The following is a 20,837-nucleotide window of genomic DNA, read 5'->3' as shown; positions in this document are numbered from 1 at the left end:
GTTCCAAATCATCAGCTTAACTTAGCATTACATAGCTTCAAACACATTATGTCTTAGCGTCACTAAGTAAATATCTGGCACCGTGGGCATAGCTACTTTGGCCAAATTTACGCTGATAACGCGGCAACATGGTCTCGTTCCCCAATAATCCGCCTTGATGCAAATACATCACATGACCTGGTTCACTACGTTGTAAATAATCTTCAAGCACAATAAAACCTAAGGGATCGTAGAGTACTTCAAACTGCACGCCTGAGGCGCAGACCCGCTGCCACATGGCATAAAATTCCGGATAAAGTTTACCAAAATGATATTTCTTGCCGACATTAACAATCTGTGGATGCTCACTGGTATTGGTATTAAGCAACGAAAATTGCAAGCGCAAATAATCATCGCCCCCCACCACGGCGCAAGTCACGACGCGAATAGCCGTTTGCTGACGGATAAAATACTGATTTAAAAATAACGCTGTCGTTCCCGTCCCCGAAGGTAAAAATACCGTTAAATCAACCAATCCATTCGCCTTCGCAAACTGTACTATCTCTTGCGCCAATCTATTTATCCCGTATTCGGCGTAAGCACAGCGCCCCCCCTCTGGAATAAAAAGCGCCGTCGGCTCATTCACGAGTACTTGAGCCTCTATATAATCAGGGCAACTCAGTCGCACATCGCCCACTTGCGCAGTAGGCTCAGGACTAGCCTTAAGATTTGATAAAACGTGAGGTTCAGATTGCGACTGAGTGCACGCCTGCTTTTGTGCTATTAACACACTTAAATCGATAATATTAGCGCCATTCGCTAAAGCGGCAGCGTAATTGCCCGTAGGATGTTTAACCACTTGACTGGCAATATGATCTACATAAAAATCACATTGCCAGCCTTTCATCTTCGCTAATGTTGACAATGAATACAGTGAGTTAGCCAATGGCGAGCCGTGACCTATCACCTTGCTGATGCCTGCAAACTCATGATCTAAAAAATAGCCGAATTTGCGAGCTTTATTGCCACTAAACGCCGGATGCAGTAAATCATCACGTTTTAGGAATATGTCTCTGCCAGCAAAGGCAAATGTATCGACAGGGGAATTTGCAAACATCAAGCTACTCAAACGATTAAATTCTCTGGTTTTTAAACCAGTTAAGGGAAGGCTAGTGTAACTCCGCCCTTCCTGTTACGCCCTTAAGAAATTATCAATTTGGCGAAAAACTAGTGAAAATGACACATGAATCTCGAATACATATAATTAACCAATTGATTATGAACAATTTAAATAGTTGGCATAGTTATCGCTTAGACATTGACATATATTCAATTTATCGAAGCTAACGATAAAGGCTAACAGGGTAAACATAAGGAGCTTTCAATGGCTGTATTACGCTTAATATTCAACATAGCTTGGTTTGTACTCGGCGGATTTGTGATGGGACTCGCTTGGTGGCTCGCAGGTATCCTGTGTTTTATCAGTATCATTGGTATTCCCTTCGGCCGCGCCTGTTTTGTTATCGGCGAAATGACCTTTTGGCCCTTCGGCCAAGAACAAATGAACCGTCGCCACTTAACTGGACGTGAAGACTTGGGCACAGGTGCATTAGGCATGGTAGGAAATATCATTTGGTTCTTACTGTTTGGGATCTGGTTAGCCATAGGGCATTTGGTCCACGCCTTAGCTTGTTTTGTGACGATTATCGGTATTCCCTTTGGGATACAGCATCTTAAGTTGGCTTTACTCAGCCTCACACCGATAGGCCAAACCGTAGTGGCTAAAGCTTAATAAGACAATGCGTTAACTGCGCTATTCACTCTCGATTATTTGGTTTCAAGAGTGGATAGCGCTTTGTCATCCCATACAGTAAATATCGCTTCGTTTAAGGCTATTTCTTCCTCCAATAAATCGTTGCAATCATATTGAGTATTGGCAGGCTCACTATCCACAGAAAACTGCACTTGCGGCTTAGTCGCCCCCACAATGTCCAACAGATAATGCGCCAGTTTTGCGGGTGCATCTATAGCTGCATCGTGACCGCAATACGCGAGTACAATCAAATCGGTGTAAAAATGCCGTGCTAGCGCCTTACTCGATGCCATACTCACCAGCGCATCACGGTCACCGCAGAGCACAGTTATCGGTACTTCCACTGTCAATGGACATTGGTATTGAAAAGCCGCCCAAAGTTGTCGCCCTACATTGCGTCTACTTGGTGTGGTATCGCGGCGAAACTCACTCCACTTGACAATTAAATCTCGGTCTCGCCGATGACGAAAACTGGTTAAACGCACTATAGTCGACTCGATTGGATGTAAAGCGTTACCCCGAGCCCGCATGAAAAAAGCCTTCAATGCATTCAGCGGATTAAATCTTTGATACCAATACGATAAATTCGCCGCACTGCTGTTTAATACAAAGGCATGTCTTATCTGCCAAGGTCGCTGGCATGCCATTTCCAACGCCAACATACCGCCCATAGACAAGCCGAGGAGATAAATAGTCTCCCCTTCCTGTACCTGCTCATCCAATTGCTGCCACACGGCATAGGCATAATCAGCAATCTTAAGCGGACTTAATTCGTGGGATAGCGTCCCATTGCCCGGAAGATCCGGTGTCAGCACTCGCAATCCCTTTTGTCGCAGACGCTGATCGAAACCATTCCAATGGCGCTGATCACGCATTAATCCCCTTAATAACACCCAAGTGGTCATGACTGAGACTCCCGATACCAATAATGCCGCGCACGCTCTGTCAGCTCAGTCAAACGTTCAGGTGTTAACTGCTCTAACGATTGGGCATAGGCCGCTTCCATCATAAATTGCATGAGTACTGTATGCCTGCGTAAAATCCTGTGGTGACGATGTGTTTTTTGTGGATTAAAAAAGCCAGCAAAATTAAATATTTGTCTAGGATTCTTCTTTATCCATGCCCAAGATCCCATCTCTAATGTCAAAGGTAAAAATGGCACCTGAGCAGAAGGATCAGCCACTTGGTGCTGGCGATAGAGATAATCCCAAATATCACCATGAGTGCGATAAAACTGGCTCTGCGGCGCGAGTCGATAATGGCCGTGATGGGGATAACTCTGTTCAAACAATTGTTTTAGATGAAAAATATAATTGGCATTTTCGAAGGCGGTACGGGTATGGGCGTAGGGGAACCAGATATGATCACTCAAACCAAATCCCGAGTGGGCATCGAGCGAAATCAAACTTGTGCTGCGACTCAACAGTTGTTGTACATAGGCAACTAAGCCCGCAGTTTCCAGCTCCATTCCCCCAATACCGCGATACCAGGGCAGCCGTGACGATATACGCTGTCCTCCCACCATAAAGGACACTTTTTCACGGGATTCTATTGGAGCGTTACGCATCAAATCTACTTGATTACCATTGCCCCGCGTTCCCATGAATAACCCAACAGGATTCACTACAGGTACAAAAGCTAACCGCAGGCCCGTTAGCATCTGTTGTAGGTGTTTATCCCAAACAAGCCGCTGCAATAAACTGTTTAACAATGCCAAAATAACTTGAGATCCAATACGTTCAACCCCATGCACGCCACCCACAAAGAGCACTGTCGGACAAGGCGTATCTGTACCACCTAACTCAACACTGTAAAGGGGGAAATGCTCTTGGCGGAATGGAATGTCGGCAAGGATCTGATAATCTAACTTAAGATGATGAGTATCAATGAGTTGCTGCAGCGTATCTAACTCAAATGGAAGCTCAAAAGGAAGTTTCTTCATGTCACCTTAATCAATAAAATGAGAGAACAACTCATGCCGTTAAAGTGATACTAATAGTGAACAAAGACAAAATGATGACAAACTGCATATCAGAAGTGACTTTACGGGGAAATAAGCGGAAAAATAGCGAGTAAAACAAAGAATAAACTATCCTAAAACCCTACATTAGTCTTCACGATAAAGTAGCTCTCCAATGATGGTTTCTACGTCAACCTGCGCTAAACCTTGGTCAACAATATCTCGCCAACGCCGTCCCTCTTCTGTATTACGAAACGCGATATAGAGCTGCTTATTCGCCAGAATTTGCCGATTGATTTGCAACTTTGTCGCCAGCGGCTGTAAGGGCTTTTGCTTGAGTAAATAGTGCAGAACGTTGACATCAATCACCGCGGCATCAATCCGACCTGCGGCAACTTTTTTGACATTATGCTCATCCGAAGTCACAGGTTCAGTCCGCTGTACACCGGAAACGATCATGCGATCTAAGGCCTGAGTATTCACATAATCTTTCACCACACCTAAGGTATAGCGATTAAGATCTTCAATATAATTCCAACTTACTGGATGGGACTTTTGCTCCACCAGCCCCAATGGACTTTCGCCAATCGGTTTTGAAAAGATAAACTTTTCTGTCTCTACATAGTATTCAGGAAAATAACCTATGTAGTCAGAGTTCGGCATTGTCGTAAGTTTGACAGCGCGGCTCCACGGATAGAAATCCACGTCTAATTGGTGTCCCATAACGTTCAGCGCCGCCCGTACCACGGCAATACTGGCACCCTGCTCCGTTAATTGCTCTCCTGAATAAGGCGGCCAAAGTAAAGAAGTGAGCATTAAGGTATCCGCTTTAGCTACGCTCAATCCCATAAAGGAAAGACAATACACAAGGAGCATTGAACGCCATCGAACCATTTAGTACTCCTTTGCCTGCATGGATTTACGACTACATCATCGACAACTCAACGCTTTCGTTTTTATCTGCCGAGATTTTATGATTGGTTAGATTTTATGACTGGTTTTAGTATAGCCATCAAGCCACAGTGGGGAAGTGAAGTTTTGTTACAATTAGAATAACGACATTAGCAGCAAAAGCTAACTCAAAGTACAGCTTGGCTTGATGGTATGACTCGCCGACTTTTTCATTAGCCAATTAGCTTGTTCGTTTATCTGCTAACCGAAATAGCTAGACAGAATAAAATTCAAGCCGCATTGCGCGGCTTGGAAGTCAAATATCAATAGTATTAATCAACTCAAAGCCAAATGACTTAAGCATTAATATCTTCATATAACTCTTGATACATCAGCTCACGCATTTTGAATTTCTGAATTTTTCCCGTCACTGTCATTGGATACTGATCCACAAACTTGATGTAGCGCGGCACTTTAAAGTAGGCGAATTTCTCGGTGAGAAAATGACGAATATCAGCCTCTGTAATCGCGGCTCCTGAGCGGACTTTGATCCAAGCACACACTTCCTCGCCGTATTTATCGCTTTGAACGCCAAAGACCGCCGCATCCTGCACATCTTTATGGGTGTAAAGTTTCTCTTCAATCTCACGGGGATAAATATTCTCGCCGCCGCGAATAATCATATCTTTAATGCGCCCCACAATTTGCACATAACCTTGCTCATCCATTTGGCCAATATCGCCCGAATGTAGCCAGCCTTGACTGTCTATGGTTGCCGCCGTTTTCTCAGGATCATTCCAATAACACTGCATAATGCAGTAACCGCGACTACAAACTTCACCGGGTTGATTAATTGGCAGCACTTCGCCAAATTCATCGACAATTTTCACTTCGGTATGGGGCAAAGCACGGCCAACGGTGAGCACACGTTTCTCTACGGGTGAGTCGATTTCAGTAATGTGATTGAGCGGACTGCATTCGGTCTGTCCATAACCAATCAGCACTTCCTTCATATACATCAGGTTTTGTACACGTCGCATCACTTCTTCAGGACAAGTTGCCCCCGCCATCACGCCGGTACGTAAGGAACTCAAATCAAAACGAGCAAACTCTGGGTGTTCCAACTCGGCAATAAACATGGTCGGTACGCCATGCAAAGCGGTGCAACGCTCTTGCTCAATCACTTGCAATGTCGTCAGTGGATCGAAGGATTCTCCGGGGAACACAGCAGTTGCGCCTTTGGCTAAGCAAACTAAACTGCCGAGTACCATGCCAAAACAATGGTATAAAGGCACTGGAATACAGAGTTTATCGTGACAGGTAAACTTCATCGCCTCTGCGACTAAATAGCCATTATTCAATATGTTATGATGTGATAAGGTCGCACCTTTCGGACTGCCCGTCGTGCCAGAGGTAAACTGGATATTAATCGCATCGTATGGGCTTAATTCCTTAGCAATACTCTTAAGCATTATCCTATCAGCGGCGGTCACATCAACGATCAAGTCATCAAAATTCAACATACCGACGGATTTCTCCGCGCCCATACGGATCACAAATTCAAGCTCAGGTACGGCTTTAGCTTGTAATTTACCCGAGGGGCAAGAAGTTAGCTCAGGCGCCAATTCATATAGCATCTCAAGATAATTGCTGGATTTAAACTTATCAGCACAAATTACCGCGCGACAACCCACGTTACTCAGCGCGTATTGCAACTCTTCAGGACGATACGCAGGATTAATACATACCATGATGGCGCCAATTTTAGCGGTCGCATATTGGGTTAAACACCACTCGATATTGTTAGGCGACCAAATCCCTACCCTATCACCAGACTTAATACCGAGTTTTAATAGTCCTGTGGCGAGCGCATCGATTTGGGCAAGATATTGGCGGTAATTCCAGCGGATATGTTGATGGTGTACGACGACAGCTAATTGGTCGGGATACGTTGCCGCAATCTCATCAAGATATTGACCTATGGTCTTCTCAACGAGTTTCGGTGATGACTCGCCTCTAAACTCGCTAACATTGAGCGGGCTTATAACTTGGCTTGTAGGAACTGACATTAAGGCCTCCGTGCATTTATTATTATGGTTAGCGAGGTCCAAACTAACCAATCCACGGATCATGTCACAAGTAAAAAAGCACTTTATTAGACTAAAGAGTAAGACAAACGATTAGATAACAATCCATTAAAGCCCAGTGCTAGCGGCTGATAAACTCAAAATGAGTACTCGACTTAGGCACATTTAAGCTTTGTAACCGCTCAACAATGGCCAGTAACACGCCTTGGCGACGCATATTTTCTAACACGCCGGGGCTAAAAACCTCGAGTCGCGTCATGGCCGTCAACAGCAACTTACATTGTGCGATACTCGCATCACGAATATAGGCAGGTTTATCGACTAAGTAACTGTTGTTATACCAATAGTCCCAAGTGAAATTAGCCAATAACCAACCTTGCGTTGTCAGGTCATTAATAAATTCCAGCATTCGCTCATGACTTAAGATCACATCACCCGCCGTAAAATCCTTAAGATATTTAGTGTATAAACCACAATCGGATGTCATTGTTGAAGTCCCCATAACACACCTCACAGGTTTTGGTTGCCTCTGCTGCCACAACTTGTACGACACCAGTCACACACCGAGATCGAATTTGACGCTTTGCCTTAGAAACGAGAATTTGCATAAGGCATACCAAATAAGATTGCTGTCAACAGGCTAAGCCACGTTATCTGAACGGAAACTTAATCAAACTCACAATATTTGATATGGGTGACGAACTGGGGTATTCGACAAAATTCAGATAAACTCAGCGGTATTGAAGCGCTTAACGGCAACTATGAGTAAAGGAAACAAGATGAACTACTGGCTTATGAAATCGGAACCCGACGAATTCAGCATAGATGATCTTAAGGCTTGCCCTAACCAAACCGAAGCTTGGCATGGGATCCGTAACTATCAGGCGCGTAACTTTATGCGCGATGAGATGCAGATTGGCGACAAGGTATTTTTTTACCATTCAAGCTGCAAAGTGCCCGGAATTGTCGGCATAGCAGAAGTCGTGACCAATGCGTATCCCGACAGCACAGCCTTCGATCCCGAATCGAAGTATTTCGACCCTAAGTCAGATCCAACCAAACCAAGATGGCTACGAGTAGATATCCGCTTTGTCAAAAAATTTAACGAGATTATTCCCTTAAGTTTGATAAAAAGTTTACCCCAACTGGCGGACATGTATTTAGTCTCTAAGGGGTCAAGACTCAGTATCCAACCTGTGACCGCCGAACAATGGCAAGCTGTACTCATGTTAACCCGCTAGAAAGCAATCTTGAGCTAGAACGTTCAGCTATAGTTCATTTCGCATCGCCTATTGTTGGCCACATCCAGCATTGGACACAACATCAACTCAATGCCCCTTAGGAGTACAGATGAATAAATTGACCTCAGTGGTAATCACAGGACTTGTCCTCAGCTTAACGATGTCCATCTCAACCTTTGCTAAAGATGACCATGAGCACCACAAAAAGGATAAAAGTCTACCGCCGGGATTACAGAAAAAAGTTGACCAAGGTCAGCCACTGCCACCCGGTTGGCAGAAAAAACTCCAGCGTGGTGATGTGCTTGAGCATGATATTTATGATCGCGGCCGCATCGTAGTGCCCTTAGACAGAGATGGCATCATTAGCATTCAAGTCGAAGGTGCACTAATCAAACTCGATAATAACAGCCGTAAAATCCTCGATATCGTCAATATCATTACCGATTAACTTCCCATGACAAAATGGCATTTATAACTGACACATTTACAACTACGCCCAGCGCTTATCTGGGCGTAGTTGTTCTTCTTAATACTGCTTTCATCTATCAAAAAACGTTGTCTGTAAGACAATTTATCATCCCAGTCCTCACTCAATAACGTTCTAACTTACAATAAAGCAACATATTGATATTTATCATATCTTTACTATCTGGCTATTGGTCGTAAATTGGCTAAATGCTAGACTCATGCAGGGTGAAAAGATATCGAACAGAACAAGATAAGTGTCACCTAAAAATACTCATGCGGCTAAGGCAAAATCTTAATTGAATTCATAGCATCCCGATAATGACCGTAGACTAACGCTGGATTTTTGATAATGGAAAACACCTCACTTCAACGGGTTAAGCAGGCAATTATTGCGGGGTTCTGGGCATCACTCGCCAGTATTTCTGTGGGTTTTCTATTTAAACTCTGGCTAGCACAATGGGTTGCCAAAGCCGATCTAGCGCTCTATCACACAGTGATCGACATTATCTCACTGTCGCTAATCCTAATGACGGGATTTCGCTCCTCTATGGTGGTGACCTACTCCCAGACCAAGCAAGATGTGGATATTACCAATATATTCCGCTACAGCTTGATCGCTATGGTATTACTGACATGGGGCTTAGTTTTACCCTATATCAAACACAAACTTCAGCTCAATGTAGAATATTTTCAATTGGTTGGGATTATTCTGAGTATGGGGCTCAAGGTCTATTTTACCAATCAAATTGCCATGTACCGGCTATATGCCATCTCCAATAGAGTCACTTGGTTAGAGCCGCTCGCGCAAGTGACTAGCTTTTTATTATGTTTCTACGGCTTAAAACAAACCGCCATTGCATCACTCTTTTACAGCATGACACTGTCATCGCTCATCGTTGCCTTATATATGTACTTAAAACGGCGCAAAGATATTGCCACTCCGCCCTTAAGTGCAGTGCATTTTGATACGGGTTTACGCAGTTTTATGAAGAAAAGCCTGACGGCGTCCATGGAAGCGGGGGCCAGTATCTTGATGATTTACATCACCGTACTGCTGACTATTGCCTATTTCAGCATAGATGAACTGGGTGATTTCCAAGTGGTGGTGCGGCCGATGATCACTTACCTCACCCTGCTTTTTGTCTTTCCCATCTACCGTTTTGTGCTGCCCGAAGTCGCAGTGTGCGTACGAGAAAAACGCTTTGACGAAGTGCAACAAATTAAGTCATGGCTGACGAAAGTTTCTTTGTGGATCAGCGGTATTTTTTTTGTCGTTATGGTTTTTGCGAGCAAGCCGTTAGTCGCTTGGTTATTCCCCGAGCAATACATTAAAGCGGCTCCAGTATTAATGCATTTCTCCATGTTTTTTATATTTATGATGCTCAATGGCTACCAGCTTGCTTATATCAAAGCTCATGGCTACTTTACTCAAAGTCTACTTATTCGCCTTGCTGGTATCGCAGTACTGGTCGGTACTTTCTACGCTTACCGCCTGTATACGGAGAATGTCGTCGCGGTGATTTTAGCCTTAGGCACGGGCTATTTGATGATGTATCTCATATCTAAACTAGTTGAAAGACGCATTCAGCAAAACCTTAACAACGGCGAAAATGCTTAAAACGATAAAGGAAATGAGAGGTTTCAACTAAAAAGGCATCCCAGAGGATAGTCTGGAATGCCTTAAGAGAAGACAGCATGTCAGCTTATCATTTAGCGCCCATCGAGCATGCGACCAAGACCTCCGAGTACAGAGCCTTCTCCGCGATCACTGCCTCCCGCAGATGGGGCATGGGCGATAATGCGATCCGCCATACGTGAGAATGGCAAGCTTTGTAGCCAAACCGTCCCGTGGCCTTTGAGTGTGGCTAAAAACAAACCTTCACCGCCAAAGACCATAGACTTTAATGAGCCTGCACGCTCTATGTCGTAATCAATCCCTGAGGTAAATGCAACAAGACAACCGGTGTCAACTCTTAAGGTTTCACCTTTTAGTTCTTTTTTCACTAAGGTGCCACCCGCATGGATAAACGCCATACCATCGCCCTGTAGGCTTTGCAGAATAAATCCTTCGCCACCAAAAAATCCCGTACCTAAGCGGCGATTAAATTTCATCGTCACGCGTGTACCTAAAGCCGCAGCCAAAAAACTGTCTTTCTGACAGATAAGCTCACCACCATGTTCGGCCAAGTCGATCGCTAGGATAGTGCCAGGATAAGGGGCGGCAAATGCGACTTTACGTTTTTGATTGCCTTGGTTGGTAAAGTGAGTCATAAAAATGCTCTCACCTGTCAATGCCCGTTTACCCGCGCCCACCAACTTGCCAAAAAAGCCTGACTCAGGCTCAGAGCCATCGCCCATTTTGGCCTCAAAGCTAATATCTTGCTCTAGATAATTCATCGCGCCCGCTTCAGCGACCACGGTTTCGTTAGGATCGAGTTCCACTTCAACCAACTGCATACTGTGGCCGATAATTTCATAATCCACTTCATGACAACGTCTAGACATACTGTTCCCCTTAACTGTCAGTTCCTTGTTACTATCCTTTAGATTGACCCCGATGGACGACTCTTTACCTATCGCGGCTCAATTTCACTCTTCATCTCGACCTTAATCTAGATCTAAGCTCAGTCTGAATTTAGGCCTTATTTTAACTCTCAATCCAAACCTTCATCTGACCTAGGCATTAATCTATGACATAAAATGTCAAAATGCGATTATTTTATGCGGTAACTTGTATCAAAAGATGACAAGCGAAGACTTATCAACCCAAACCCACACCATTAAACTGCTCAGCCTTAGCAAACTCCTCTAATATCAACTCGGTAAAAAGTTGTCCCGCACGACCTAACGGTCGCTCTAAGGTCGAGACGAGCTGTGGAATAAACGTAAAACGACTGCCACCGACGAAGTCGATTTCAACTAATTCGCCCTTAGCCAACTCTTCTTGCACTAAAAAGTCCGGCAACCAGCCAAAACCTAAGCCTTTTAACAAGGCGTTCTTTTTCATGATAAAGCCAGAAAGATAAAACACTTTATCGCCGCCAAATTGCATTTCATCGCGGTAACTTTTATTGGGTGAAGAGTCTTCGATAGTTAATTCCACATGTTGCTGCAGCTCAGACAAACTAATTTCGCGAATAAAAGATAAAGGATGCGAAGCACTGGCCACCAGCACGCTAGTGATGGCTGGCAAAGGTTGCGGATGATAGTAGGGGCCTGTGCGATAATCTTTCACTAACATCAAGTCGGCATTATCCCGCTCAAATCTGTGTTGTACACCGCCTAAAAACTCCATATTCAGCTGAATTTTAGTGGGGATCTGATGTTCAGCCATGCGCTTTAAGGCCGTCATGATAGGCTCCATCGGTAAGGCACCGTCTATCACTAGCTCTAGCTTGGGCTCCCAGCCTTCACTGAAACGACTGGCAAGATGTTCAATGTTTGCAAGGTGTTGCAGTAATCTTTGTCCCTCGGCCAAAATCACGCGGCCCTCTTGCGTCAGCTCAGCACGATATTGCTCACGGCTAAAAAGCGGCACGCCTAAGTGCTCTTCTAACTTTTTAACTTGATAACTCACCGCCGATTGCGCTTTGTGTAATCGCTCCGCCGCCTTGGCAAAACTGCCCTCTTCCACCAGCACTTGCAGCACATTAAAAGCATCAATATCGATGCGCATGGTCACTCCTTGGCTCTAATGAACATGTCACGGAAACACTACGATTCGTAAAGATTAGAATACCATCTAATTTTTAGATTGAGATAACGGATTTATTATTCTTTTTTTTGTTCATTCAAGCAACTAAATTGATAACAAGATCACATAACCATAACGACAAGCGAAGTAGAGCTAATCTCACACCGCTGTAAAAACCAAGGATCCTCCATGCCATTTTATGTGAAACAAGGCCAGATTCCCCATAAGCGCCATATCGCATTTGAAAAGGAAAACGGCGAGCTTTACCGTGAAGAGTTGTTCTCAACCCATGGTTTTTCCAATATTTATTCCAATAAATATCACCACAACATGCCAACCAAAGCATTAGAAGTGGCGCCCTACAGCCTAGGCCATGGTGCCAATTGGGAAGACTCGCTGGTCCAAAACTATAAACTCGATTCCCGCGACGCCGACCGTAAAGGTAATTTCTTCAGCGCCCGTAACAAGATTTTTTATAACAATGACTTAGCACTTTATACCGCCAAAGTCACCGCCGATACCGACAAGTTTTACCGTAACGCCTATGCCGATGAAGTGGTTTTTGTCCACGAAGGCGAAGGCACACTCTACAGCGAGTACGGCACAATTAAGGTCCAAAAATGGGACTATCTCGTGATCCCACGTGGCACCACTTATCAGCTTAAATTCAACGATTACAGCAATGTGCGACTTTTCGTCATCGAGTCATTCTCTATGGTGGAAGTGCCTAAGCATTTCCGTAACGAGTATGGTCAGCTATTAGAATCGGCACCTTACTGCGAGCGCGATTTGCGCGTACCTACATTGCAAGATGCTGTGGTTGAGCGCGGCGCCTTCCCCTTAGTGTGTAAGTTTGGCGATAAATACCAACTCACCACGCTCGAATGGCATCCCTTTGATTTAGTAGGTTGGGATGGCTGCGTTTATCCTTGGGCATTCAACATCACAGAATACGCACCAAAGGTAGGCAAAATCCATCTCCCCCCTTCTGATCACTTAGTCTTTACCGCCCATAACTTTGTGATTTGTAACTTCGTACCGCGCCCCTACGATTTCCACCCTAAATCGATTCCGGCGCCTTATTACCACAACAACATAGATAGCGACGAAGTCTTGTATTACGTCGATGGCGACTTTATGAGCCGCACGGGCATTGAAGCGGGTTACATGACCTTACATCAAAAAGGCGTGGCCCACGGACCACAACCGGGCCGAACTGAAGCCTCAATTGGCAAAAAAGAAACCTATGAATATGCAGTGATGGTGGACACGTTCGCCCCACTGAAATTAACCGAACATGTACAAAATTGCATGAGCAAAGACTACAACCGCTCTTGGCTAGAAGACTAGCCCCAAGCCACCAGCACTCCCATGCGGGAGTCATTAGAGTGACGGCGTGTTGCACTAAAATAACGAGGAAAACAACATGGCAAGCGAACTAAATCCACTGGGCTTATTAGGTATCGAATTCACTGAATTCGCCAGCCCTGATACTGATTTTATGCACAAAGTCTTTATCGACTTTGGTTTTTCTCTGCTGAAAAAAGCCAAGAACAAAGACATCCTGTACTACAAACAGAATGACATTAATTTTCTGCTCAACACTGAGCGCGAAGGTTTCTCTGCTAAGTTTGCTAAATCCCACGGCCCAGCCATTTGCTCTATGGGCTGGCGTGTAGAAGATGCCGGCTTTGCCTATCGCGTTGCCGTTGAACGTGGTGCAAAACCCGCCGATGATGCCAACAAAGATCTGCCTTATCCTGCGATTTACGGCATTGGTGACAGCTTAATTTATTTCATCGACACCTTTGGCGCAGATAACAATATCTATGCCGCTGATTTTGAAGATTTAGACGAGCAAGTCATCACCCAAGAGAAAGGCTTTATCGAGGTCGATCACTTAACCAACAACGTCTACAAAGGCACAATGGAACATTGGGCTAACTTCTATAAAAACATTTTTGGTTTTACTGAAGTGCGCTACTTTGACATCAGCGGCGTACAAACCGCGCTAGTGTCCTACGCCCTGCGTTCGCCAGATGGCAGCTTCTGTATCCCGATTAACGAAGGTAAAGGCAGCGATAAAAACCAAATTGATGAATATCTGAAGGAATACAATGGCCCTGGTGTGCAACATTTAGCCTTTAGAAGCCGCGATATCGTTAAATCTCTGAATGCGATGGAAGGCAGCTCAATCCAATGCCTAGACATCATCCCTGAATACTACGACACTATTTTCGATAAGTTACCGCAGGTCACAGAAAATCGTGAGCGCATTAAACATCACCAAATTCTGGTGGATGGTGATGATACAGGCTATTTATTGCAGATATTTACTAAAAACCTGTTTGGACCGATTTTCATCGAAATCATCCAACGTAAGAATAACTTAGGTTTTGGTGAAGGCAACTTTACTGCCCTGTTTGAATCAATTGAACGGGACCAAATGCGCCGCGGCGTACTGTAAGTATTCATCCTGCTAATAAAAAACGGTACGCACTGCGTACCGTTTTTGTTTCTACGACGATCTAAATCGTCATTTAAATCAGCATCAGCATTGACGCCAATCACTCGGCATCGACCTTCCTGCATTATTCCACATTGATAGGTTTGATAACCTTACAAGGGTTACCTGCCGCCACACAGTTCGCGGGAATGCTCTTATTCACGACACTACCAGCACCAATGACACAATTATCACCAATGGTCACACCGGGTAACACAGAGACGTTTCCGCCTAGCCAGACATTATTGCCGATTTGAATTGGCGCGCCGTATTCCGTCGTTTGCCGCGCAATGGGATTAATCGGATGCGTTGCGGTAGAAATCATCACATGGGGACCAAACATCACATTATCACCAATCGAGACTGAGCAAACATCTAATATGGTTAGATTATGATTGGCGTAAAATTGTTTGCCAATATGGATGTTATAGCCGTAATCGCAAAAGAAATTAGGCTCAATATGGGCGCAGTGTTGAATATCAAGCAGGCCACGAAGATGCTCCATTCGGGCATCAAGCAAAGTCGGTTCGGCCAGATTAAACTGATGACAAATGGATTTCGCCCGCATCCGCTCAGCCAATAACTCATCATCCCAAGCCTTATAGGGCTGGCCCGCCAACATTTTTTGTTTCTCAGTCATCGTATTGTCAACATTCTGTCCATGATGACCTAACCCTAACAATCGATTGATGAAAGTTCAAGAACTGCCTCATATGCTCTTGAATGAACTACCCGTCTTGCTGACAGAACATTTAGCTAACAGCCAATGTGAGTCACATTCAAGCATTCAATCTCAATCGAGACAAAGGTGATTACCTTTGTTCGTCATCACAATAGAGTTCTGCAAATAAATACACTAGACACAAACTGTTCAGCGGCATGACCGGATTTGTCCAAATCATTCGGCTGTGACGTCCTGCTTCACCGAAGATTTCAAGCAATAAATCCGAAGCCCCATCGAGTGCTTTGGGATGTTCAAAGCAAGATTGATGCACATTTAGCACCCCTTCCAAGCGATAAATTTGTTTTATCCGCGAAAGCTCACCGCAAGCCTGTTTCAATTGAGCAATGGCATTTAGGGTCGCAAGACGACAGGCAGCGTAGCCTTCGCTCACAGTATGATCTGCGCCCAATTGTCCTTGATACTGAAGCTCGCCCTCTAAATAGGGAAACTGACCCGAGGTCATTAACTGACTGCCAACAATTGAATAGGGTTCGTAATTCCCAAGAGCCGCAGCAACCTCAGGTAGTTCAAGCCCTGCCGCCACTAGCCGCGATTCAGGTGTGATCATCATAATGTCACCTCCTGAGATGAGGCATTCGCAGGATTAAGCAGCGGGGCTAACCAGGTCGTCAAATGCTGAGGATTGACTGTCAGCCAGTTCGCAGCGGCCTCATCTTCCGTCATTCCTTGTCGATTAACCGCATAATCGAGTTCTGCAACCATTTGATTCGATAATACTATGTTATCAAGTACCTGAATTTGTGCGGGCGAGAAATTAACCACTAACTCGCGTTCACGGGCGAGCAATACCGCTTTATCTTTTCCCCCGAGTAAACCTTTAGGGTCCTGAAGATCGCGAATACCGTATTGATGGTGTAAAAATTGTGGATGCCACAAAGGAACGATCACCCACTCGTTTACCGCTACGGCAGACTCAAAAGCCGCGACACAGTCGGCTTGAGTGCCTGTTCTAAATTGATAACCTGCCGCCGTTAATCCATATTGCGTCATAATATTTTTAGAAAATCGCGTGCTCCCCGCCCCCTCACCAATCCCTTGAATGATGGGCCGCATACGTTGCCGCACGTCAGGTTTGAGTAAATCCTCAATGCTCGACACTTGCTCAGCAGGCACATAATCGGGTACGCCCCAGAGCGCATAGGGCTCATAATGTAGCCCGAGTTGCCGCGTAGCAACTCGCTCTTCGACACCTTGTCGATAAATCCCGTGGCTATGGGGCAGCCATGCTGAACACAGCATATCCACTTTGCCTTCACCTAGCTGCTCAAAATTAGCCTCGTGCAATGCATAGCTTCGTTGCACCTCTTTGCCCATAATCCCTATCACATGGGCCACCACAGCGGCGGTGACGCGATGAAAACTTAAGTCCGTCACTCCCATGCGAATCATCGGCTTACCCTGTGAGCTCTCCATATTTGTACTCGTACTCAATGAATTCATACCTATCACACCTCGAGGAAATAATGCCAATGATGCCAAACTGCCCAATCCCAGCGTTTGCAATAATTGCCTTCTGAAGACATTAATCTCCGCCATGTTCAGGCTCCTTGGTGTCTAAAATAGTGAGCCTATCCATCACAATCCCTACGATGGCGTTGTCCTTTGCATAGGGGAATATCATCTCTACTTTGATGCCATTCGGATCTTCAAGAAACAACTGATGCTCACCAATCTCAGGCACAATTCGTTCCTGAAAAATCATCCTCTGCTGGCATAAATGCTGCTGCATCTGGTGTAAATCCGTACCACGAAACGACAAATGGTCAACACGTCCAGAGCCATAAATATTTCTGCTTTCCCCTAAGTAGGCATCTAGCGCTTGATCGCCCGCTTCCACTAAATGCAAAATGGGCTTATTTGAGGCATAGAGCCAATGTCCAGGAAAACCAAACTGTGGCCGCCAACCTAATTTCAATCCAAGGATGACTTGATAAAACAACAGCGTTTCAACCAGTTTGGGCGTTCTGATGGTAAAGTGATCCAATCCGATAATATTCATATTGTCATCCTCTGGATGTCGTGACTCAGTGACTCGGTATAACCAAGTGCAAATCCAAACCGTTTTAATCCGCAAAAATCGTGTGAATAAATTCAGTTCAGATAAGCACTTGGCGTAAGGTTATAAAATTAATTGATGAGATTAATTGTTCGGATTAATTACCACGAACGCCCGCCGCTAACGGCTTAAAACGGAATCTATGGTCACTCCCGTTTTTGCAACACTGATTTTGAAGATATCGTTGGCTTGCTTGAATCTATCCGGCGTCTGAATGAGCTTAATTGCCCGCGCCTCGATGAGTTCCGCGCCTGATGAACCTCTAGAAAATATACGGCTTCAGATGAGCCTTTCCGTTTTACAGGTTCCTCAACAGGCCGGTTGGCCGTTCGTATCATCAATAATCAGTATTCGCAAAACCAGATAAGTCGCTGTTTAAAATCATTATCCTCGTTGACTTCACGAATGGAACGTCTGTTGTCGAGCTGTCAGTGCCCGAGCTATTCTGGCCAGCTTGTTTGCCAGAGCACAGGTCACGACAAAATTACTTTTTCGGCACAACAGCTCCCTGACCCAGTCGGCCAGCTTGCCAGACTGATGTTCCAGTTTTTGTATAAAAACTCTGGCACACTGAACCAGCAAGGTTCGGATCTTTTTGTTGCCTCGCTTGCTGATCCCCAGCAACGTCGTCCGGCCACCCGTGCTGTACTGACGTGGTACCAGTCCTGTTGCTGCCGCAAAATCACGGCTGCTGGCGTATTGTTTGCCGTCACCAAGTTCTGTGGAAATGGTACTGGCTGTCAGTGTACCCACACAGGGGATCGTCAGTAAACGCTGCCCAACCTCATCCTCGTTTAACTTTCGCTTTAACTGAGCTTCCAAATCTTTTATCTGCTCAACAAGATAATGATAATGCTGCTGCAATTTCTGCAATAACTGGTTGAGATAAAGAGGTAATTTGTTGTCTTCAAGGATCGTGCTTAGCCGACTGATAACCGCAGCACCTCGAGGAACGCTGACGCCAAACTCCAGCAGAAAAGCATGCATTTGATTGGTCGTTTTGACCTTATCCTGCACCAGAGACTCACGAACCCGATGTAGAGCCCGCATGGCCTGTTGAGACTCCGTTCTAGGCTGAACGAAGCGCATCGATGGACGTGATGCCGCCTCACAGATAGCTTCGGCATCAACGAAGTCGTTTTTGTTAGTTTTAACGAACGGACGGACAAACTGTGGTGATATCAGCTTTGGTGTATGTCCCAGCTCGGTCAACTTGCGCGCCATGAAGTGAGAACCACCACAGGCTTCCATCACAATAGTGGTTGCCGGACATGTTACCAGAAATTCAAAGAGCTTTGGCCTGGTAAACTTTTTACGAAAAACCGCTTTTCCACGACGATCCTGACAATGAATGTGGAAAGAGTTTTTCCCCAGATCGATACCAATGAGTGCAATATTTTCCATGATGGTTCTCCTGTTTAAGCCTGCTCTCAGCATACTGCTATGAAGGAGGGAGTGACCATCTCATTAAATATAATAAGGTGGACTGTTTTCAGCTTTGCCATTGTTTAATGGTGCCGATAACGGTAATTGCGCAGCCCCAGAGTACAAATAACCTTGCTTGCCATAACTCACACCGTCGGGCCAAACCATACGTTCATCATGGACATAAGTGCGATACTGGCGAGAATCAGCAGGGATCACACCAATGGCCCGCTCTCCCACTTCTGTTAGATACAAATTATTCGCTTCATCAATACTTAAGCCACCGTTGTCGGGCTTATCGGCATAAGCCTCCACTTTGGCAGAGAGTGCCGCAGGCGTTAACGAAGGATTGATGAGATCTGTCATCCGCACACGGTAAACTTTGTCTTTATTCATCGGGGCAAAGTAGAGCCATGTTTGGGTTTTATCTAAAGCAATGCCATCGGCACCCACATAGACTTCAATCTGCTTTCTACCTTTTGAGTCTTTATCGATAATCAGTGGCCGCTGTAAGTCTGGCATCACACTGTTATCACCCTGTAATAGGCGCCGACTTTTCCCTGTATTTAAGTCCACAACCACCAGCGCAGCCTTTTCACCAATGGGACCGGTGCCAATCCCCTCATCGGCAATCACAATCGCTTGATGTCGAGATGAGATAACAAAGTCATTATGTTGTGACTCAGGAAGAGAGACTGGCGCGGGCAAATGAATAATGCGATCTAATTGGTTTTTCTTGGTATCCCATGCCACTAATTTAGGCTCAATACGTGGCGCCTGCTGGCCAGAGTCTAATAGCCAAACTCTGTCTTGATCGTCGGTTCGCAGCCCCAACACCCAATTAAGGCAAGTGTCAGGTTCTTTCGCTTTGCCCTGCGGATCATGGCATTGCTGCCAATCCGAATTAGGAAATGGCTTAGTACTACCATCCGCTAAAAGCTCTGCCACCTTAATGTTAGGTTGATAGAAAGGGTGATAACTGAAAATCAATCGTTCATCTGATGTGAAAGTAATACCGCCCACAGCCCCATCAAGTTCGGCAAAGACTTCCATTTTTGCCAGCGGCTCAGTCTGTGTCGCCCATGAGTGAGAACACAACAAACTGGTTGCCAGTAGTGTAAAAACCTTTGATAACATTGGGTATGTAATGCGCGTAGATAATATGGTCATCTTCATTCCTCCTAACGTGGGCCAGCTAAAAGCGTTAAACTTGCTTCGCCTAATCTATGCTGCCAAAGATAGAATCCCACCAAAGCGGGAGTTGATCCCTTGTCTATCGGCAACTGCGCCACATCCAAAGCATGCACTGTCCATACATAACTGTGTTCACGTCCCTCTGGTGGACAAGGTCCAAAGAATCCAGGTTTACCTAAATCGGTATTAGCTTCAATGGCACCACTGGGTAGCGCTCCGCCATTCACACCACCTGCGAGAGTCGACACCTGTGCCGGAATGTCATACACAACACGGTGCCAAAAACCACTGCCAGTAGGCGCATCTTTGTCATATAAAGTGACAGCAAAGCTCTTGGTACCGGCAGGTACATTTTGCCAAGTTAAACGCGGCGCAATATTTTCGCCCGAACAACCAAATTGATTCCAATAATACTCAGGAGGAAACCTTGAATTATCAGCTAAATTACTTTCGAGACTAAACGCAGAGGCACTGTCGTCAGCCATAACGTAATTAATACTGGCAGCCAAAGCGACAGTCACCAAGAGAGTCTTTTTGAAAGAGGAGAAATAAGGCGATTTCATAATATGCTGAACCCATTTTTGAACTGTCCTAGAACAGTCATTACCATTGATTTGAGAATGTGGGTTAGCATATCAATCAAATTATTATTGATAAGGCGCATTTGGTTGATATGAGTTTCAAAAAATATTGGATAATCTCAACATGCTTCTCAGTTATTTTTAGGTTATGGTAGTTTCAGCAAAGATAATGCAAAAAAGTAACAACCAAACGACTA

Annotated in this window: 21 protein-coding genes; 6 read left to right on the top strand and 15 right to left on the bottom strand. The window is 45.0% G+C overall.

Annotated elements, in window-relative coordinates; genetic code table 11:
• Positions 1 to 46: 46 nt before the first annotated feature.
• Complete coding sequence (locus tag HQQ92_RS07255; protein ID WP_173244233.1) at positions 47 to 1,096, bottom strand: pyridoxal-phosphate dependent enzyme; 1,050 nt, start codon at positions 1,094 to 1,096, stop codon at positions 47 to 49.
• Between the two features lie 267 nt (positions 1,097 to 1,363).
• Here HQQ92_RS07255 and HQQ92_RS07250 point away from each other — a divergent pair, with 267 nt between their 5' ends.
• Positions 1,364 to 1,771, top strand: a complete 408-nt coding sequence (locus tag HQQ92_RS07250; protein ID WP_028759602.1) for a YccF domain-containing protein — start codon at positions 1,364 to 1,366, stop codon at positions 1,769 to 1,771.
• Between the two features lie 35 nt (positions 1,772 to 1,806).
• Here the strand turns inward: HQQ92_RS07250 and HQQ92_RS07245 are convergent, their stop codons facing one another.
• The 5 genes from HQQ92_RS07245 to HQQ92_RS07225 all read right to left on the bottom strand — a co-directional run bounded on the left by HQQ92_RS07245 (position 1,807) and on the right by HQQ92_RS07225 (position 7,232).
• On the bottom strand, positions 1,807 to 2,697 hold the full coding sequence (locus HQQ92_RS07245; protein WP_173244230.1) for an alpha/beta fold hydrolase: 891 nt from the start codon (positions 2,695 to 2,697) through the stop codon (positions 1,807 to 1,809).
• Positions 2,694 to 3,734 (bottom strand): M14 family metallopeptidase, encoded by a 1,041-nt coding sequence (locus tag HQQ92_RS07240; RefSeq protein ID WP_168827414.1) that lies wholly within the window; start codon positions 3,732 to 3,734, stop codon positions 2,694 to 2,696. The genes HQQ92_RS07245 and HQQ92_RS07240 overlap by 4 nt, the downstream gene beginning before the upstream one ends.
• 165 nt (positions 3,735 to 3,899) lie before the next feature.
• Positions 3,900 to 4,646, bottom strand: a complete 747-nt coding sequence (locus tag HQQ92_RS07235; protein WP_173244227.1) for an ABC transporter substrate-binding protein — start codon at positions 4,644 to 4,646, stop codon at positions 3,900 to 3,902.
• 353 nt (positions 4,647 to 4,999) lie between these two features.
• The gene (locus HQQ92_RS07230) at positions 5,000 to 6,712 is read right to left on the bottom strand and encodes an AMP-binding protein (RefSeq protein ID WP_168827412.1); all 1,713 of its coding nucleotides are present in this window, start codon (positions 6,710 to 6,712) and stop codon (positions 5,000 to 5,002) included.
• Positions 6,713 to 6,851: 139 nt separating this feature from the next.
• Complete coding sequence (locus HQQ92_RS07225; RefSeq protein ID WP_028759597.1) at positions 6,852 to 7,232, bottom strand: DUF6508 domain-containing protein; 381 nt, start codon at positions 7,230 to 7,232, stop codon at positions 6,852 to 6,854.
• Positions 7,233 to 7,509: 277 nt separating this feature from the next.
• Here HQQ92_RS07225 and HQQ92_RS07220 point away from each other — a divergent pair, with 277 nt between their 5' ends.
• From HQQ92_RS07220 to HQQ92_RS07210, 3 genes are all read left to right on the top strand, one after another.
• Complete coding sequence (locus HQQ92_RS07220) at positions 7,510 to 7,971, top strand: EVE domain-containing protein (protein WP_028759596.1); 462 nt, start codon at positions 7,510 to 7,512, stop codon at positions 7,969 to 7,971.
• 109 nt (positions 7,972 to 8,080) lie between these two features.
• Positions 8,081 to 8,419 (top strand): hypothetical protein, encoded by a 339-nt coding sequence (locus HQQ92_RS07215; protein ID WP_173244223.1) that lies wholly within the window; start codon positions 8,081 to 8,083, stop codon positions 8,417 to 8,419.
• A gap of 369 nt (positions 8,420 to 8,788) precedes the next feature.
• On the top strand, positions 8,789 to 10,057 hold the full coding sequence (locus HQQ92_RS07210) for a hypothetical protein (RefSeq protein WP_173244220.1): 1,269 nt from the start codon (positions 8,789 to 8,791) through the stop codon (positions 10,055 to 10,057).
• A 92-nt stretch (positions 10,058 to 10,149) separates the two neighbouring features.
• Here the strand turns inward: HQQ92_RS07210 and HQQ92_RS07205 are convergent, their stop codons facing one another.
• Together HQQ92_RS07205 and HQQ92_RS07200 are read right to left on the bottom strand one after the other, a co-directional pair.
• Entirely contained in the window at positions 10,150 to 10,944 is a 795-nt protein-coding gene (locus HQQ92_RS07205; protein WP_113940919.1) for a TIGR00266 family protein, read from the bottom strand.
• Between the two features lie 256 nt (positions 10,945 to 11,200).
• A complete protein-coding gene (locus HQQ92_RS07200; protein ID WP_028759592.1) occupies positions 11,201 to 12,115 on the bottom strand; it encodes a LysR family transcriptional regulator in 915 nt (304 codons plus the stop codon).
• Between the two features lie 207 nt (positions 12,116 to 12,322).
• On the opposite strand from HQQ92_RS07200, the gene HQQ92_RS07195 reads away from it, so the two are divergent.
• Complete coding sequence (locus HQQ92_RS07195) at positions 12,323 to 13,483, top strand: homogentisate 1,2-dioxygenase (RefSeq protein WP_173244217.1); 1,161 nt, start codon at positions 12,323 to 12,325, stop codon at positions 13,481 to 13,483.
• Between the two features lie 76 nt (positions 13,484 to 13,559).
• Complete coding sequence (gene hppD, locus HQQ92_RS07190) at positions 13,560 to 14,600, top strand: 4-hydroxyphenylpyruvate dioxygenase (protein ID WP_173244214.1); 1,041 nt, start codon at positions 13,560 to 13,562, stop codon at positions 14,598 to 14,600.
• A gap of 124 nt (positions 14,601 to 14,724) precedes the next feature.
• Here hppD and HQQ92_RS07185 read toward each other — a convergent pair whose 3' ends face one another.
• From HQQ92_RS07185 to HQQ92_RS07155, 7 genes are all read right to left on the bottom strand, one after another.
• A complete protein-coding gene (locus HQQ92_RS07185; RefSeq protein ID WP_173244211.1) occupies positions 14,725 to 15,279 on the bottom strand; it encodes a sugar O-acetyltransferase in 555 nt (184 codons plus the stop codon).
• A 172-nt stretch (positions 15,280 to 15,451) separates the two neighbouring features.
• A complete protein-coding gene (locus HQQ92_RS07180; RefSeq protein WP_028759588.1) occupies positions 15,452 to 15,934 on the bottom strand; it encodes an Atu1372/SO_1960 family protein in 483 nt (160 codons plus the stop codon).
• A complete protein-coding gene (locus HQQ92_RS07175; RefSeq protein ID WP_254306308.1) occupies positions 15,931 to 16,920 on the bottom strand; it encodes a glycine betaine ABC transporter substrate-binding protein in 990 nt (329 codons plus the stop codon). Before HQQ92_RS07175 ends, HQQ92_RS07180 begins: the two co-directional genes overlap by 4 nt.
• A complete protein-coding gene (locus HQQ92_RS07170) occupies positions 16,907 to 17,383 on the bottom strand; it encodes a VOC family protein (protein ID WP_028759587.1) in 477 nt (158 codons plus the stop codon). Before HQQ92_RS07170 ends, HQQ92_RS07175 begins: the two co-directional genes overlap by 14 nt.
• Before the next feature lie 456 nt (positions 17,384 to 17,839).
• Positions 17,840 to 18,844, bottom strand: a complete 1,005-nt coding sequence (locus HQQ92_RS07165) for an IS110 family transposase (RefSeq protein WP_173244208.1) — start codon at positions 18,842 to 18,844, stop codon at positions 17,840 to 17,842.
• Between the two features lie 63 nt (positions 18,845 to 18,907).
• Positions 18,908 to 20,035 carry a major royal jelly family protein gene (locus HQQ92_RS07160; protein ID WP_254306307.1) on the bottom strand — a complete coding sequence of 376 codons (1,128 nt, stop codon included), beginning with the start codon at positions 20,033 to 20,035 and terminating at the stop codon, positions 18,908 to 18,910.
• Between the two features lie 11 nt (positions 20,036 to 20,046).
• Positions 20,047 to 20,580 carry a YbhB/YbcL family Raf kinase inhibitor-like protein gene (locus HQQ92_RS07155; protein WP_263168142.1) on the bottom strand — a complete coding sequence of 178 codons (534 nt, stop codon included), beginning with the start codon at positions 20,578 to 20,580 and terminating at the stop codon, positions 20,047 to 20,049.
• Positions 20,581 to 20,837: the final 257 nt, after the last annotated feature.

The organism is Shewanella sp. DC2-4 (assembly GCF_013248875.1).
GTDB classification, from domain to species: Bacteria; Pseudomonadota; Gammaproteobacteria; order Enterobacterales; family Shewanellaceae; genus Shewanella; species Shewanella oncorhynchi.
Note: the sequence above shows the minus strand (reverse complement) of the source record. Positions and strands in the feature narration are given on the sequence as shown.

Coding starts and splice junctions, on each gene's coding strand:
- HQQ92_RS07185 (WP_173244211.1), bottom strand. CDS start 15,279: ATGACTGAGAAACAAAAAATGTTGGCGGGCCAGCCCTATAAGGCTTGG.
- HQQ92_RS07235 (WP_173244227.1), bottom strand. CDS start 4,646: ATGGTTCGATGGCGTTCAATGCTCCTTGTGTATTGTCTTTCCTTTATG.
- HQQ92_RS07200 (WP_028759592.1), bottom strand. CDS start 12,115: ATGCGCATCGATATTGATGCTTTTAATGTGCTGCAAGTGCTGGTGGAA.
- HQQ92_RS07230 (WP_168827412.1), bottom strand. CDS start 6,712: ATGTCAGTTCCTACAAGCCAAGTTATAAGCCCGCTCAATGTTAGCGAG.
- HQQ92_RS07240 (WP_168827414.1), bottom strand. CDS start 3,734: ATGAAGAAACTTCCTTTTGAGCTTCCATTTGAGTTAGATACGCTGCAG.
- HQQ92_RS07205 (WP_113940919.1), bottom strand. CDS start 10,944: ATGTCTAGACGTTGTCATGAAGTGGATTATGAAATTATCGGCCACAGT.
- HQQ92_RS07245 (WP_173244230.1), bottom strand. CDS start 2,697: ATGACCACTTGGGTGTTATTAAGGGGATTAATGCGTGATCAGCGCCAT.
- HQQ92_RS07195 (WP_173244217.1), top strand. CDS start 12,323: ATGCCATTTTATGTGAAACAAGGCCAGATTCCCCATAAGCGCCATATC.
- HQQ92_RS07225 (WP_028759597.1), bottom strand. CDS start 7,232: ATGGGGACTTCAACAATGACATCCGATTGTGGTTTATACACTAAATAT.
- HQQ92_RS07215 (WP_173244223.1), top strand. CDS start 8,081: ATGAATAAATTGACCTCAGTGGTAATCACAGGACTTGTCCTCAGCTTA.
- HQQ92_RS07160 (WP_254306307.1), bottom strand. CDS start 20,035: ATGACCATATTATCTACGCGCATTACATACCCAATGTTATCAAAGGTT.
- HQQ92_RS07170 (WP_028759587.1), bottom strand. CDS start 17,383: ATGAATATTATCGGATTGGATCACTTTACCATCAGAACGCCCAAACTG.
- HQQ92_RS07210 (WP_173244220.1), top strand. CDS start 8,789: ATGGAAAACACCTCACTTCAACGGGTTAAGCAGGCAATTATTGCGGGG.
- HQQ92_RS07255 (WP_173244233.1), bottom strand. CDS start 1,096: ATGTTTGCAAATTCCCCTGTCGATACATTTGCCTTTGCTGGCAGAGAC.
- HQQ92_RS07180 (WP_028759588.1), bottom strand. CDS start 15,934: ATGATGATCACACCTGAATCGCGGCTAGTGGCGGCAGGGCTTGAACTA.
- HQQ92_RS07250 (WP_028759602.1), top strand. CDS start 1,364: ATGGCTGTATTACGCTTAATATTCAACATAGCTTGGTTTGTACTCGGC.
- HQQ92_RS07165 (WP_173244208.1), bottom strand. CDS start 18,844: ATGGAAAATATTGCACTCATTGGTATCGATCTGGGGAAAAACTCTTTC.
- hppD (WP_173244214.1), top strand. CDS start 13,560: ATGGCAAGCGAACTAAATCCACTGGGCTTATTAGGTATCGAATTCACT.
- HQQ92_RS07175 (WP_254306308.1), bottom strand. CDS start 16,920: ATGGCGGAGATTAATGTCTTCAGAAGGCAATTATTGCAAACGCTGGGA.
- HQQ92_RS07220 (WP_028759596.1), top strand. CDS start 7,510: ATGAACTACTGGCTTATGAAATCGGAACCCGACGAATTCAGCATAGAT.